Source organism: Amycolatopsis rhabdoformis (genome assembly GCF_035918295.1).
GTDB lineage: Bacteria > Actinomycetota > Actinomycetes > Mycobacteriales > Pseudonocardiaceae > Amycolatopsis > Amycolatopsis rhabdoformis.
The window spans coordinates 1496390-1511235 of the sequence record NZ_CP142149.1 but is presented as its reverse complement, the minus strand read 5'-3'; the positions used below and the strand labels follow the sequence as shown (position 1 = coordinate 1511235).

Genomic DNA, 14846 nt, shown 5'->3' with positions numbered 1-14846 from the left:
AACGCGGGCGTGACTCCCTGTGTTCAGGATCGCTCGGCCAGGGCCAGCACGGTGCGGGCGCGTTCGACCATCGCGACGTCGAGGAAAGTGCCGTCGGCCAGGGCGATCGCGCCGACGCCGGCCGCGGTGGCGTCGGCGACGCGGGCGATGACCTCGCCGGCCCGCGCCACCTCCTCGGCGCTCGGCAGGAACGCGGCGCGGATCGTGGCGAGCTGGGCGGGGTGGATCGCCGTGCGGCCGCGGAACCCGAGCGCGCGCCCGGCGCGGCACGAGGCCGCGAGCCCGTCGAGGTCACGCACGTGGGTGTAGGCCGACATCGCGGGCGGAACCAGGCGCGCCGCCCGCGCCGCCACGACCAGGCGGCTGCGGGCCCACGTGAGCCCGGCCTCGTCGTCCACGCCCAGGTCCGAGCGCAGATCCGCCTCACCCAGCCCGATCGACGCGACCTGCGGTGAAGCCGTCGCGATCTCCAGGGCCCGCTCCACGCCGAGCGCCGACTCGATCAACGGGTGCAGCTCCCGTCCCGGCAACGCGGCCGCCAGCGCCAGCACCTCTTCGCCCGACTCCACCTTCGGCATCCGCGCCCCGATCGCCACCGGCAGCCCGGCCAGCGCCGCGACGTCGGCCGCGTGCCACAGGGTGCTCGGGTGGTTCAGCCGCACCTGCACTCGGCGCTGCGCGGGCAGCTCGCCGAGCAGCCGCACCACGTTCGCCCGCGCGATCTCCTTGTGCGCCGGCGCGACGGCGTCTTCGAGGTCGACCAGCACCACGTCGGCCTCCGACGCCAGTGCCTTCTCCACGCGGTCGGGCCGGTCGGCAGGTGCGTAGAGGAACGTCAACGGCGGCGTGGCACTCACACCGCACCCCCGGCGCGCAGCTCGGCGATCCGCTCCGCTGAGAACCCCAGCTCCTTGAGCACCTCGTCCGTATCCGCCCCGTGCCCACGCCCGGTGAAGCCGATGACGCCGTCGTTGTCCGACAGCCGGAACAGCGGCCCCTGCATCAGCATCGGGCCCAGCTCGGGGTCGTCGATCTCGTGGATCGTGCCGAGCGCGCGGAACTGCGGATCGGCGACGATATCGGCGGCGTCGTAGATCGGGGCGACAGCGGCCTGGGCCTCTTCGAAGGCGGCCACGACCTCGTCGCGGCTGCGCAGCGCGATCCAGCCGCCGACGGCCTCGTCGAGTTCGTCGGCGTGCTGGGCGCGGTCGGCGCCGCGGGCGAACCACGGCTGCTCGGTCAGGTCGGCCCGGCCCACGAGGTGCAGCACGCGCTCGGCCACCGACTGCGCCGAGGTGGACACGGCGACCCACTGGCCGTCGGCGGTGCGGTAGGTGTTGCGCGGCGCGTTGTTGATCGACCGGTTGCCCGTGCGCGGCTGCACGGTGCCCAGCTGGTCCCAGCGCGTGATCTGCGGGCCGAGCATCGCGAGGATCGGCTCGATGATCGCGGTGTCCACCACCTGCCCGCGCCCGCTCGTGGCGCGCGCGGACAGCGCCACCATGATCGCGTACGCGGTCGCCAGCGAGGCGACGCCGTCGGCCAGGCCGAAGGGCGGCAGCGTCGGCGGACCGTCCGGCTCGCCGGTGGTGGCGGCGAACCCGCTCATCGCCTCCGCGAGCGTGCCGAAGCCGGGGCGCGAGCGGTACGGGCCGAACTGGCCGAAACCGGTCACGCGCGCCAGCACCAGCCGCGGGTTGCGGGCCGAGAGCTCCTCGTAGCCCAGCCCCCAGCGTTCCAGCGTCCCCGGGCGGAAGTTCTCGATCACCACGTCGGCATCGGCGGCCAGCGCGAGGAACACCTCGCGTCCACCGTCGGAACTCAGGTCGGCGGTCACGGTGCGCTTGTTGCGCCCCAGCGTCTTCCACCACAGGTTCACGCCGTCCTTCGCGACGCCGTGTCCACGCGACGGGTCCGGCCGCCGCGGGTGCTCCACCTTCACCACCTCGGCGCCCATGTCACCGAGGTGCATCGCGGCCATCGGCCCGGCGAAGAGCGTGGACGCGTCCACCACCCGCAGCCCGGCCAGCGCACCGCCGGCGGAATCCCGCGACGTCGTCATGCCCGCACCTCCCACGCGCACCGGAAGCCCACCGTCGCGGCACGCGCGAGGCCCAGCCCCGGCAGCAGCAGCTTCACGCTCACGTCCGGCGCGTGCCGGCCGCCCTCGATGTACCACTCGGAGCCCTCGGCGCGGAAATCGCTGCCGCCCTTGAGCATCACGAACCGGGTCCGGCCGTCGGAGTGCTCGCTCTCGGTCCAGTTCCACACGGCGGGCTCGCCGCGGCGCAGGCCGCCGGTCTCCCCCGCCAGCTGCCACTCGTCCTCGGTCGGCAGCCGGCCGCCGCGCCACGCGCAGTACGCGCGGGCGTCGTCGAGGTCCACATAGGTCACCGGCGCGTCGGGATCACCGCCGTGCAGGAGAAAACGATGCTCCACTGCCGGCCGGTAGCCGGTGGCGGCCACGAACTCGGCGAACTGCGCGTGGGTCACCTCGGTGGCCGCGACCGCGACCGCGGTCCCCAGCTCACCCGAGCGCTGCAGAGTCCGGGCGTCGTGCAGCCGCGGCGGCAACGGTTTCCACTCGTCGACGTACGGCGCGCCCTGGTACATCCCGGTTTCCCGAGCCTGGTAGCGCACGGTGAGCACATACGGCCCGGCCGGCACCGTCACCGCGTCGCCGTCCGGAGCACCTGAAGTCCGTTGTGGACTCACCCGCGCAGCGATCCGGTGCGGGAATCGCGACTCCGCCTCGTGCGGCGCCGACTTCAGCGCGTCGAGCAGGTCCCGCAGCCACGCAGGATCGGCCGTTCCCTCAGCCAGCTGTAGCACCGCACCGATCCCGCGAGCCGGCACGCCGCCGAGCAAGTCGCGACCGGCCACCAGCGGGCCGGCGTAGTCCGTGTCGCCGCGGTTGACCAGCGTCCACAGGGTCACGCCGCCGAGTTCCCACCGAGAGGCGTACACGCCCGCGGCCTCGGCCTCCGGCGCCAGCTCCGCCAGCGGCGTCCACTCGCCGGACAGCAGCAGCTCCGAAGCCGCCCGCTGCACCGTCACCATGCGCCGCACCGTCGCGGCGTCGCGGGCCGACCAGCCGACCCACACGCCGAACACGACTTCCCACACCATCACGCCCGCGCCGTTGAGCCACGCCGACTGCAGTTCCTCGGAGTGGTCCCGGTGCCAGCGGCGCACGTGGTGCTGCATGTGGCGCCGCTCGTACCAGTGCGCGCGCAGCACGCCGGGCACCGGCGAGTCGGCGAAGAACTGGGCCCACGACGCGGTGTGGTCCGCGATGCGCTCGACCGGCAGCTTCGACTCGCCTTCGAGCACGATCCCGGGCCGCGCGGCTTCGAGCCGTTCGACGAAACCCGGCTCGGCCTTCTTGAGCGTGTCGAGGAAAACCCCGTCGGCTTCGAAGTCCGCGACCAGCGCGGCGAGTTCCGTGAGGTCGTCGGCGCCGCGGCGAGTGCCGACGTCCCACGGGTTGTAGTCCACGAACACGTGCAGCCCGGCGTCGTGCAGCGCCTTGATCAGCTCGGCCAGGCCCGGCACGTCGCGGTAGAAGTCCCACTGGTTGCGCTCGTCGAGCCCGATCACGGGGTAGGCGTGCCAGAGCACCACGGCGTCGAGGCCGCCGAAGCGGTCCTGGGCGTCGGCGAGGAAGCGCTCGGGCGTGAACTTGCCGTCCTCGAAGGAGTACAGCAGCTCGTCCCACAACCAGACCTGCGCCACGGTGTGGCACTGCGCGGCCCACGCGGCGCCGGGCCGGTCGTAGGCCTCGCCGGTGTAGCCGTGGCGGCGGCGGGAGTCCTCGCGCCACTCGCGCAAGCGCGCGCGCCACGCGGGCCGGTCGGCCGGGTCGCTCGGGGCGGAGAAGATCTTGGCCTCGTCGAGAGCCACGAGCTGCTCGGCGGTGAGCGGGGTCAGGGGCACCTCGGCCGGCCGGTCGATCGGGCGCGGCACGAGGGGGTCGAACGGGGTGGTCATCACACCTTTTCTCCGGCCGCGAGCGCCGCGACCTCGTCAGCGGTGGGCACGGCGGCCTGCGCACCGGGCCGCGTCACGGCGAGCGCGCCCGCCACGCAGGCCAGCCGCGCGGCGTCGGCCAGCGGCCGGCCCTGCGCGAGCCCGGCGGCGAGCACGCCGCAGAACGTGTCGCCGGCGCCGGTCGTGTCCACTGTGTCCACTCGAATTCCGGGCACCCGCACGGATTCCCGGCCGCGTTCGGCGACGAGGCAGCCTTCGCCGCCCAGTGTGACCACCACGGCCGGCACGCGGTCGCGCAATAGGTCGAGGCCACCGAGGTCGGCGGCCTCGTGCTCGTTGACCACGAGCACGTCGAGCGCGGCCCAGAGGTCCTCGGGCAACTCCCGCGAAGGTGCGGCGTTGAGCACGAACAGCGCGCCCGGCTTGCGCGCGGCCGCGGCGGCGCGCACCACGCCGAGCGGGATCTCCAGCTGCGCCAGCACCACGTCGGCCGCCGCGATCCGCGCGGCCTCCACCTCGCCGATCCGCACGCGGTCGTTGGCGCCCGGCGCCACGACGATCGCGTTCTCGCCGTCGGGCGACACGGTGACGAACGCGGTGCCGGTCGGCGTTTTCGTGCGCGCCACGAGGTCGGTCCGCACCCCCGCGCCGCCGAGCGACAGCAGGATCAGGTCGGCGGCGTCGTCCTCGCCGAGCGCGCCGACGAACGTCGTGTGCGCTCCGCCGGCCAGCGCGGCACCCACCGCCTGGTTGGCGCCCTTGCCGCCGGGACTGCGCCGCAGCCGCCCGCCGAGGATCGTCTCCCCGGCGCCGGGCGGGCGCGGCACGTCCACGACCAGGTCGACGTTCGCCGACCCGACCACCACCACGGTTCCGGTCACTCCCCACGCTCCGGCGCCACGAGCGCGATCGTCCGCGCCGCCAGATCCGCGATCTTCTGCTCGCCACCCGGCAACGACGTCGCGATCCGGCCGTCCAGCGGCGTCACCCACTGCTCGCCGATCCCGTCGACCCCGCGCAGCGCACCGACCACCCCGCCGACGGTCGCGGCCGCGGAGTCGGTGTCCCAGCCGGCCGTGACGGCGATCGAGACGCTCGGCCCGAACTCGCCGCCGCCCTGGGCCAGGGCGTAGGCGATCACCGCGGCGTTGCCGAGCACATGGACCCAGTGCAGGTCCCCGTACGCGGCGTGCAGCCGGTCGAGGCCCTTCCGCACGTCGTCCTCCGAAGCCGCCGCGCGGCCCAGCGCGATGGCCTCCGCGAGCCGGCTGCCCGGCGGAACCACGGTGGCCGCGGCGTCGAGGACCTCGTCGACTGTGTCGCACACCATCGCGGCCGAAGTCAGCGCCGCGGCCCACATCGCGCCGTAGACACCGTTGCGCGTGTGGCTCAGCCGCGCGTCGGTCCACGCCAGCTCGGCCGCGGCCCGCACGTCACCGGGGTTGACCCAGCCGAACACGTCCGTGCGGATCAGCGCGCCGATCCACTCCCGGAACGGGTTGAGGTGCGTGGCCGTCTCCGGCACCGGCCGCGCGTCGAGGATGTTGCGGTACGCCGCGCGCTCGGCCGTGAACACGCGCCCGGCCGGCAGGTTGTCGAGCCACAGCTGCGCCACGTCGTCGGTGGTGAAGCCGCGCCCGCGGGTTTCGAGCAGCGTGAGGGCGAGCATCGGGTAATTGAGGTCGTCGTCCTCGGGCATGCCGTGGATGTTCTCCTCGAGCGACGTCGGCGCCGAGCGCTTGTTCCACGGCCAGCGCGCGGCGACCTCGGCGGGCAACCCGACCGCGGTGAACCACGTCTCGAGCGGCCACCGGCCGGTGGCGCGCAGGATCTCCTCGATGCCCTCACGCGGGATCTTCTCCACCGGCTTGCCGAGCAGGCAGCCGGCCGCGCGCCCGGTCCACGCGCCGAGCACCCGCCCGTCGCGCAGGCCGCGCGGCAGGTCCGGTGCGGCCGGCAGCGTGGCGGCGATCGCGGCCCAGTCGTCGGGCTCGGCGGGCGCCGGCGCGGCCGGCACCGCGGCGAGCTCGCCGAGCAGCGTGCGCGCCAGCTCCCGCAGGGCGGGCGGCGCCGGGTTCGGCCCGGCGCCGCTCACGGCGGGCACGGGGTCCCCGCCCGCCGCCACCCAGCGGTCGCGGACCGCCGTCACGTCCTTGCCCTCCGCGGAGGCCTGCACGAGCTCGTGCGCGAGCAGGTCCTCCGGCTGGGCCCAGGTCAGCCTCACGCTCAGGCCTCCGAAACGAGCGCGGACAGCGTGCCGTCGAGTGCCTTGAGCCGAGCCTGCGCCCGCTCGCGGTCGGTGCGCATGATGTCGGCCGCCGCCGCGGCCAGCACGTGGCCGGTCGCGACGATGTCCATGCGGCTCGCCTCGCTGATCGGGTCGAGCCACTCGGCCGGCACCACTTCGGCACCGCCGAGGGCCGCGCAGATCGCCCCGGCCATGGCGGCGATCGAATCCGCGTCGCGGCCGTAGTTCACGGACGCGAGCACGGCACCGCGGAAGTCGCCGCGGTGCGCGAGCACGAAGGCCAGCGCCGCGGGCAGCTCCTCGATCGACTTGGTGCGCGACGGGCGCCGCGCGTCCAGCGACATCTGCCGGTACTCCGGGCCCACCGAGTCGTAGGGCGCCACGACCTCCCGCACCCGGCGGGCCAGCGCGCGTTCCTCTTCGTCGGTCTTCGGCGCCGCGGTGGTCGAGCCGAACGCCTCGACCACCGCGCGCAGCGCCTCCAACGTGCCGTCGTGCGCCAGCTCCAGCGCCGCCGCCGTCACGTCGTCGAGCGTCGCGCCCGGGGTGGCCGCGGCCGCGACCAGCGCCGCGAGGACGCCGGCCGCTTCCCGGCCGTAGCTCGACTGGTGCGCGCCCGTGAGGTCGATCGCCTCGGCGTAGGCGCCGCGGGGATCACCCGCGTTGACCACGCCGACCGGCGCGACGTACATCGCCGCACCGCAGTTCACGACGTTGCCCACGCCGGCTTCCCGCGGGTCCACGTGCCCGTAGTGCAGCCGCGCGACGATCCACTTCTCCGCGAGGAACACGCGCTGCAGCAGCAACGCCGTGCTCTCCAGCTCCGGCACCCACCGCGGCTCGCCGATCATCAGCGGCACGAGGTCCTCGGCCACCGCGAACGCGTCGAGGTGTTCGCGACGCTTCGCGTACACCTCCACGAGCGCCTGCGTCATGAGGGTGTCGTCGGTGATGTGCCCGTCGCCCTTGTGGTACGGCGCGATGGGGCGCGCGTCGCGCCAGTTGGGGTACCAGGGCCCCACGATGCCGGTCACACGGCCGCCGTGGCGTTCCTCGATCTGCTCGGGGGTCCACCCTTCGACGGCCCCGCCGAGGGCGTCACCCACGGCCGCGCCGGTGATCACCGCGACGGCCCGGTCTTCCAGCCAGGTCAAGAGAATCCGCTCCCTGTATCGAGGTTGTGCGTTTGGGTCAGTTGGTGGTGACGCTCTTCCAGCCGTTCTGCAGCTGGGTGGCGAGACCATCGGCGTCGATCTTCTGCGCGAGGAACTGCTGGTACGCCGGTGTGGCGACGGTGTCCTTCCACTGCGGGTACTTGCTCGCGAAGAGGTACGGCGCGGAGGTGATGTACTGGCCCGAGGCGAGGATCTGGTCCCAGCCGGTCTTGCCGGCGAGCTTCGTGGCCAGTGCCTGGCGCGCGGAGTTCGTGGGCGGGATCAGGGCGTCGGCCTCGTTCATGGCGGCCAGGTTGTCGGTGTTGGTGAAGTAGTCGATGAACTGGGCGGCTTCCTTCACGTGCGCGGAGTCCTTGTTCACCGACAGCGTCTGCGGGCTCGCGGCCTGCGCCGGACCGGCCGGACCGGCCAGCGGCGGCAGCACGACCCAGTCGAAGCCCTTCGGCGCGTCCTTGGCGATGTTCGCGGCCTGGTAGGAACCCTGCACGGTCATCGCGGTCTGGCCCGCGTAGAACGGCGCGAGCGCCTTGGAACCCGACTGCGTGAGCGTGACGGGCAGGATCGAGTGGTCCTGGTACGCCATCTGGTCGACGAGCTTCGGCAGCGCCGACTCGCCTTCGCCCATCGTCAGGTTCGCCTGGTCACCGGTGCCCTGGAAGTACTTGCCGCCGAAGCCCGGTGCCAGCGCGACGAACGCGGCCGTGGGGCTCGACAGGCCCCAGCCGAGGCCGTACTTGCCGTCCTTCGTGGTGGCCTTGGCGATCTGGCGCAGCTGGTCCCAGGTCATGGTCTTGCCGGTCGGCACGGCCACGCCGGCCTGCTGCAGCGAGGTCTTGTTGGCGAAGACCACATAGGACTGCACCTCGGTCGGGTACGCCACGACCTTGCCGCCGAACGTCACCGAGTCCAGCACGCCCTTCTGGAAGTCGGTGCGCTTCTCCTGCGACAAGTACGGCGTGAGGTCGGCGAGGTAGTCGTCCTCGGCGAACGGCTCGATGCCGGCGGCCTCGTAGTGCACGATGTCCGGCGCGGTGCCGGCGTTGAACTGGGTGATCAGCTTGTCGTAGACGCTGTCCCAGCCGGCCTGCACGATCTTGACCTGGATGTCCTTGTGCGAGGTGTTCCAGGCGCCCACGATCTTCTGCGTCTCCGCGATCGCGGCGGGCTGGTCGGACAGGGACTGGAACGTGAGCGTCACGGGACCGCTCGCGTCACCACTGCCGCTGCCGCACGCGGCGACGAGCAGGGCGGTGACCATGAGGCTGGCGGCGGCCAGCACGCGTCGTGTCTTCATCGACCGACCTTTCGGGGATTTCTTTGGGGGGAATGGGATTTCGGGGGTTTGTGGGGGCAGGGTCATCCCTTCACCGCCCCGGCCATGAGCCCACTGGTGAGCTTGCGGCGCAGGATGCTGAAGAAGACGATGCTGGGGATCGCGGCGAGCACGGCGCCGGCGGCGAGCGGGCCGAGGGCCGTCCTGCCCTCGCCGCCCACGAACGTGTTCAGCGTGATCGGCAGCGTGTAGTTCTCGGGCGACTGCAGCAGCACCAGGGCGAAGAAGAACTCGTTCCACGACGACACGAAGCTGAACATCGCCGTCGCCACCACGCCCGGAGCCAGCAGCGGGAACACGATCGTGCGCAGCACGGTGAACCGGCCGGCGCCGTCCATCGCGCCCGCTTCTTCGAGCTCCGTGGGGATCGCGGCCACGTACCCCTGCAGCATCCACAACGCGAACGGCAGCATGTACGTGGTGTGCACGAGCGTGAGCCCGACGAGGCTGTCGGCCAGCCCGAGCGTGCGCAGGATCAGAAACAGCGGCAGGATGATCAGCACCACCGGGAACACCTGGCTCACCAGGATCCAGCCGACGCCGGCGATGCGGACCTTGCCCTTGAGCCGCGCCAGCACGTAGGCCGCCGGCACGGAGATCACGATCGACAGCACCGTGGAGGCCAGCGCCACCAGCAGGCTGTTCCACGCCGAGTGCAGAAGTCCTTGACGGGTCAGGGCTTCGGTGTAGTTCTCCCAGTGCCACTCGTGCGGCAGCAGGCTCACGGTGAGCGAGTTGAGCTCACCCGAGGACTTCACCGACGCCGAGATCAGCCACAGCAGCGGGAAACCGAGGAAGAGGATGTACAGCGCCAGGGCCACGTATTGGGCCGGGCGGGCGAGCAAACGCATGGCTCAGCGCCCCTTTTCCGCGCGGTCTTCGGTGCGGAACTGCGACCGCAGGTACACGGCGAGGATCAGCACCACCACGATCACGACGACGAGTCCCATCGCCGCGGCGTAGCCGATCTCGCGGTTCTTGAAGGCTTCCAGGTAGATGAACAGCACCGGCACCATCGTCTTGCCGCCCGGTCCGCCGGCGGTGAGCACGTAGACCAGCGAGAACGAGTTGAAGTTCCAGATGAAGTTCAGCGAGGTGATCGAGGTGACGATCGGGCGCATCGCCGGCCAGGTCACGGCCGTGAACTTGCGCCACGCGCCCGCGCCGTCCACCGCCGCGGCCTCCAGCAGCTCACCGGGGATCTGCTGCAGCCCGGCCAGGAGCGTCACGGTGGTCTGCGGCATCCCGACCCACACGCCCACGACGATCACCGCCGGCAGCGCCGTGGAGAAGTCGCCGAGCCAGTTGATGTCACTGGGCAGGCCCACCGAGCCGAGGAACGCGTTGAGCGGCCCGCCGTTGGCGGAGTAGATCATCTGCCACATGATCGCCACGACCACGGGCGGCATCGCCCACGGCACGAGCGCCAGCACCCGGGTCAGGCCCTGCAGCTTCAGGCCCGAGTTGAGCAGCAGCGCCAGGCCCATCGCGGCCGCGAGCTGCAGCAGCGTCACGCCGACGGTCCAGATCATGCCGATGCGCAGCGAGTCCCAGAACAACGCGTTGCCGCCGAGGCGCGCGAAGTTGTCGAGGCCCGCGAACCCGTAGTCGGGGTGGCGCACGAGCCGCGCGTTGGTGAAGGCCAGGAACACGCCGACCACGAGCGGCGCCACGCTCAGCACCAGGATCGGGATCAGCGACGGCAGCACGAGCGCGATCGCTTCACGCCGGCGCGTGCGCGCCATCGGCTTCACGCGCTTCGCGGGCCGCGGCGCCGGGGTCTTCGCCGTGCCGGGTTTCGGCTCGGTCAGAGACGGTGACGTCATCGGGCACCTCGCTCGGTCTCGGTCGCCGGGTCCACCCGGCCGCCGGCCGGAGAGACCGGCTGCCCGCGCTCGGCGGACCGATCGCTCGCCGGGCCGGCCTTCGCGGACCCGGCCGGGGGCCAAGGCCGCAGGGACACCAGCCGTACTGTCATCGCGCACCCCGTTCGGTGGTCGTGGATTCGCGCACCATCAGCTCCGCACCGACCGACACCTGCTGCGCCGGCTGGTCGGGGTCGTCGGCGAGCTGCAGCATCAGTCGGGCCGCGGCGCGCCCGCGCTCGGTGGCACCGAGGGACACGCTCGTGAGGCTGGGCTGGAAAACGCGGCCGATCTCGGTGTCGTCCATGCCGGTCACGGCGACGTCCTCGGGCACCGAGAGACCCAGCTCCCGCACGGCGCGGATGGCGCCGATGGCGAGCAGGTCGTTGGCGGCCACCAGTGCGTCGAGCTGCGGACCACCCTCGGGCACGCGCGCCAGGAGACGGCGGGCGGCCTCGAGGCCGGCGCCGACGGTGAAGTCCTGGGCGGTCTCGCGTTCGATCCGCTCGGCCGTGAGGTCGCCGGCGGTCACCGCGGCGTCGAAACCCCGCTGCCGCGAGGCGCCGGGTGTGGTGTCCACGGGACCGTTGAGGAACCCGATGCGGCGGCGGCCGATCGCGTGCAGGTGGCGCACCGCCTCGCCGATCCCGCCGGCGGAGTCGGTGGACACCGAGGAGATGCCCCGGTCGTCCATCGCCCGCCCGATCACCACGACCGGAACCGGCGCCTGCTGGATCTCGGTGATCAGGCCGTCGTCGGTGCGCAGCGGGCTCACGACCATGCCGTCCACGAAGCCGCTGCCCAGGCTGCGCACCAGCTCGATCGTCGAGTCGGAGGTGTCCCCTGTCGACATGACGACCACGCGGTACCCGTGCGGGGCGAGCACCTCGTGGATCGCGCGCATCATCTCGACGTAGACCGGGTTGCCGATGTCCGCGACCGCGAACGCGATCTGGAACGTCTTCTTCATCCGCAGCGACCGGCCGATCGCGTCGGCGCTGTACCCGAGCTCCTCGGCGGCGGCCCGGACCCGCTCGACCATCGCCTTGCTCGCGCCCGCCCCGTGCAGCGCACGGGAGGTCGAGGCCAGGGAGACCCCGGCGCGCTCGGCCACCTGGATCAGCGTGGCCCTCGTTGACGTCATCGTCGCTCGTACCTCGGTTGTGATCTTGCTGCTCGGGTCGCGACTTGGAAACGTTTCCAAGTTCGTGATCCGAGTGTTGGAAACGTTTCCAACTGGATTAATCACGATAGTGCACCCCGAAGAGCCACCGTGTCAACCAGCGGTACACCACACCGGGATCCGCCGGCCGGAAAAGCGGCCGCGACCTGGGCGCCGCCGGGAATCAGGGCACGAGAAGGGGGCGAGGACCGTGGTCCCCGCCCCCTTCAGGAGCTCACCGGAAGCGCGCGGGCTTCCGCGTCACAGCTCAGACCAGGTCGTAACGGTCCAGCATCATGACCTTGTCCCACGCGGCGACGAAGTCCTGCACGAACTTCTCCTTCGCGTCGTCGGAGGCGTAGACCTCGGCGACGGCGCGCAGCTCCGAGTTCGACCCGAAGAGCAGGTCGACGCGGCTGCCGGTCCACTTGACGTCGCCGGTGGCGCGGTCGCGGGCCTCGAAGGCCTCGCCGTCCTCCGACGTCTGCTTCCACTCCACGCCCATGTCGAGCAGGTTGGCGAAGAAGTCGTTGGTCAGCGCACCCGGGGTCGAGGTGAGCACACCCTGCTTCGAACCCTGGTAGTTGGCGTCGAGCACCCGCAGGCCACCCACGAGCACGGTCATCTCGGGCGCGCTCAGGTTCAGCAGGTTCGCGCGGTCGATGAGCAGGTACTCACTCGGCAGGCGGTTGCCCTTGCCGCGGTAGTTGCGGAACCCGTCGGCCTTCGGCTCGAGCGGCGCGAACGACTCGGCGTCGGTCTGCTCCGCCGTCGCGTCGGTGCGGCCCGGGGTGAACGGCACGGTGATCGAGACGCCCGCGTCCTTCGCGGCCTTCTCGACACCGGCGGCGCCGCCCAGCACGATCAGGTCGGCCAGCGAGATCTTCTTGCCGCCCGACTGGGCGCCGTTGAAGGCCTCCTGCACACCCTCGAGCGTGCGCAGCACCTGCGCCAGCTCGTCGGGGTTGTTGACCTCCCAGTCGCGCTGCGGCTCGAGGCGCAGGCGGGCGCCGTTCGCGCCACCGCGCTTGTCACCGATGCGGAACGTCGAAGCCGAGGCCCACGCGGTGGACACCAGCTGCGCCGTGGTGAGGCCCGAGTCGAGCAGCTTGGCCTTGAGGTCCGCGACGTCGGCGGCGGTGACCAGCTCGTGGTCCACGGCCGGCACGCGGTCCTGCCAGATGAGGGCCTCGTCCGGGACCAGCGCACCGAGGTAGCGCTGCACCGGGCCCATGTCGCGGTGGGTCAGCTTGTACCAGGCGCGGGCGAACGCGTCGGCGAACTCTTTCGGGTTCTCGTAGAAGCGGCGCGAGATCGGCTCGTAGATCGGGTCGAAGCGCAGCGCGAGGTCCGCGGTCAGCATGCCGGGCGCGCGGTTGAGCTCACCGGTCTCGGGGTCCGGGACGGTGTTGGCGGCCGCGTTGTTCTTCGGCTTCCACTGGTTCGCACCACCGGGGCCGGTTTCCAGCTCCCACTCGTACTCGAACAGGTTGTGGAAGAACCAGTTGCTCCACTTGGTGGGGGTCGGGGTCCAGGTGACCTCGATGCCGCTGGTGATCGCGTCGCGGCCCTTGCCGGAGCCGAAGCTGTTGCGCCAGCCCAGACCCTGCTCCTCGAGCGGCGCGCCCTCGGGCTCGGCGCTCACGAACTCGTCGGCGTCGGCGGCACCGTGGGTCTTGCCGAAGGTGTGGCCACCGGCGATCAGCGCGACGGTCTCCTCGTCGTTCATCGCCATGCGGCCGAACGTCTCGCGGATGTCGCGGCCCGAGGCCACCGGGTCCGGGTTCCCGTTCGGGCCCTCGGGGTTGACGTAGATCAGGCCCATCTGCACGGCGGCCAGCGGCGCCTCGAGCTCGCGGTCACCGGTGTAGCGCTCGTCGCCCAGCCAGGTGCGCTCCGGGCCCCAGTACACGTCCTGGTCGGGCTCGTACACGTCGGCGCGGCCACCGGCGAAGCCGAAGGTCTTGAAGCCCATGGTCTCCAGGGCGCGGTTGCCCGTGAAGATCATCAGGTCGGCCCACGAGATCTTCTTGCCGTACTTCTTCTTCACCGGCCACAGCAGACGGCGGGCCTTGTCCAGGTTGCCGTTGTCCGGCCAGCTGTTCAGCGGCGCGAAGCGCTGCATGCCGGCGCCCGCTCCCCCGCGGCCGTCGTCGACGCGGTAGGTACCCGCGCTGTGCCACGCCATGCGGATCATGAAGCCGCCGTAGTGGCCGAAGTCGGCGGGCCACCAGTCCTGCGACGTGGTCAGGACCGCGTCGACGTCGGCGGCCAGCGCGTCGAGGTCGACGGTCTGGAACTCCTTGGCGTAGTCGAAGTCCTCGTCCATGGGGTTGGCCACGGCCGAGTGCTTCCGGAGGATCGAGAGGTTGAGCTGGTTGGGCCACCAGTCACGGTTGCTGCCGCCCTCGGTGGGGTGCGCGAAGCGCCCCGTGTGGACGGGGCACCCGCCCGCGCTCTCCACGTTCATCTCGCCGACTTCGGCGTTGGGGGTGTCAGACACGGGAATCCTTCCGGGAATCAGGGTGGGTAACGGTGGTGCAGTCGGGGCACAGGCCCCAGTAGATGACCTCGGCCTCGTCGATGACGAAACCGTGGTCGTCGGACGCGGTGAGGCAGGGCGCGGCACCGACGGCGCAATCGACATCGGCGATCGCACCGCACGACCGGCACACGACGTGGTGGTGGTTGTCCCCCACCCGGGCCTCGTACCGCGCGACCGAACCCTCGGGCTCGATCCGCCGCACGAGCCCCGCGGAGGTCAGGGCGTTGAGCACGTCGTAGACGGCCTGGTGGGACACCTCGCCGAGGTCCGCGCGCACGGCACCGATGAGCGACGCGGTGTCGGCGTGGGGGTGATCGTGCACCGCGGACAGCACGGCCATCCGCGGACGCGTCACCCGCAGAGCCGCTCCACGGAGCATGCGCTCGAAGTCCGGAGTCGTTGGCACGCCTGGCAGTGTGCCGCAGCTTCTGGAATCAATCAAGAATGACTCGCCGTCGTGAACCCGCCGGATGACCCGCCACCACCGTCACACGCCGCGGCGCCGCCGTAAACTTACAGTCACGGAAA

12 protein-coding genes are annotated in these 14846 nt (G+C 71.9%); all 12 read right to left on the bottom strand.

Going from position 1 to position 14846, the window contains the following annotated elements:
- Window positions 1-23: 23 nt before the first annotated feature.
- Entirely contained in the window at window positions 24-857 is an 834-nt protein-coding gene (locus tag VSH64_RS07010; RefSeq protein ID WP_326834664.1) for an HpcH/HpaI aldolase/citrate lyase family protein, read from the bottom strand.
- Window positions 854-2062, bottom strand: a complete 1209-nt coding sequence (locus VSH64_RS07005; RefSeq protein ID WP_326834663.1) for a CaiB/BaiF CoA transferase family protein — start codon at window positions 2060-2062, stop codon at window positions 854-856. Before VSH64_RS07005 ends, VSH64_RS07010 begins: the two co-directional genes overlap by 4 nt.
- The gene (locus VSH64_RS07000) at window positions 2059-3990 is read right to left on the bottom strand and encodes an SUMF1/EgtB/PvdO family nonheme iron enzyme (RefSeq protein WP_326834662.1); all 1932 of its coding nucleotides are present in this window, start codon (window positions 3988-3990) and stop codon (window positions 2059-2061) included. The genes VSH64_RS07005 and VSH64_RS07000 overlap by 4 nt, the downstream gene beginning before the upstream one ends.
- On the bottom strand, window positions 3990-4871 hold the full coding sequence (locus tag VSH64_RS06995; protein ID WP_326834661.1) for a ribokinase: 882 nt from the start codon (window positions 4869-4871) through the stop codon (window positions 3990-3992). The genes VSH64_RS07000 and VSH64_RS06995 overlap by 1 nt, the downstream gene beginning before the upstream one ends.
- Window positions 4868-6214, bottom strand: coding sequence for an ADP-ribosylglycohydrolase family protein (locus VSH64_RS06990; protein WP_326834660.1), 1347 nt, complete (start codon window positions 6212-6214; stop codon window positions 4868-4870). The genes VSH64_RS06995 and VSH64_RS06990 overlap by 4 nt, the downstream gene beginning before the upstream one ends.
- Window positions 6215-6216: 2 nt before the next feature.
- Window positions 6217-7392: an ADP-ribosylglycohydrolase family protein gene (locus VSH64_RS06985; RefSeq protein ID WP_326834659.1), complete on the bottom strand. Its 1176-nt coding sequence runs from the start codon at window positions 7390-7392 to the stop codon at window positions 6217-6219.
- A 37-nt stretch (window positions 7393-7429) separates the two neighbouring features.
- Complete coding sequence (locus tag VSH64_RS06980; protein WP_326834658.1) at window positions 7430-8707, bottom strand: ABC transporter substrate-binding protein; 1278 nt, start codon at window positions 8705-8707, stop codon at window positions 7430-7432.
- Window positions 8708-8769: 62 nt separating this feature from the next.
- Window positions 8770-9597, bottom strand: coding sequence for a carbohydrate ABC transporter permease (locus VSH64_RS06975; protein ID WP_326834656.1), 828 nt, complete (start codon window positions 9595-9597; stop codon window positions 8770-8772).
- A gap of 3 nt (window positions 9598-9600) precedes the next feature.
- Window positions 9601-10572 (bottom strand): carbohydrate ABC transporter permease, encoded by a 972-nt coding sequence (locus tag VSH64_RS06970; RefSeq protein WP_326834655.1) that lies wholly within the window; start codon window positions 10570-10572, stop codon window positions 9601-9603.
- A 148-nt stretch (window positions 10573-10720) separates the two neighbouring features.
- On the bottom strand, window positions 10721-11755 hold the full coding sequence (locus tag VSH64_RS06965; protein ID WP_326834654.1) for a LacI family DNA-binding transcriptional regulator: 1035 nt from the start codon (window positions 11753-11755) through the stop codon (window positions 10721-10723).
- Window positions 11756-12041: 286 nt separating this feature from the next.
- A complete protein-coding gene (gene katG, locus VSH64_RS06960) occupies window positions 12042-14276 on the bottom strand; it encodes a catalase/peroxidase HPI (protein WP_326834653.1) in 2235 nt (744 codons plus the stop codon).
- Window positions 14269-14724 carry a Fur family transcriptional regulator gene (locus tag VSH64_RS06955; RefSeq protein ID WP_326834652.1) on the bottom strand — a complete coding sequence of 152 codons (456 nt, stop codon included), beginning with the start codon at window positions 14722-14724 and terminating at the stop codon, window positions 14269-14271. Before VSH64_RS06955 ends, katG begins: the two co-directional genes overlap by 8 nt.
- Window positions 14725-14846: the final 122 nt, after the last annotated feature.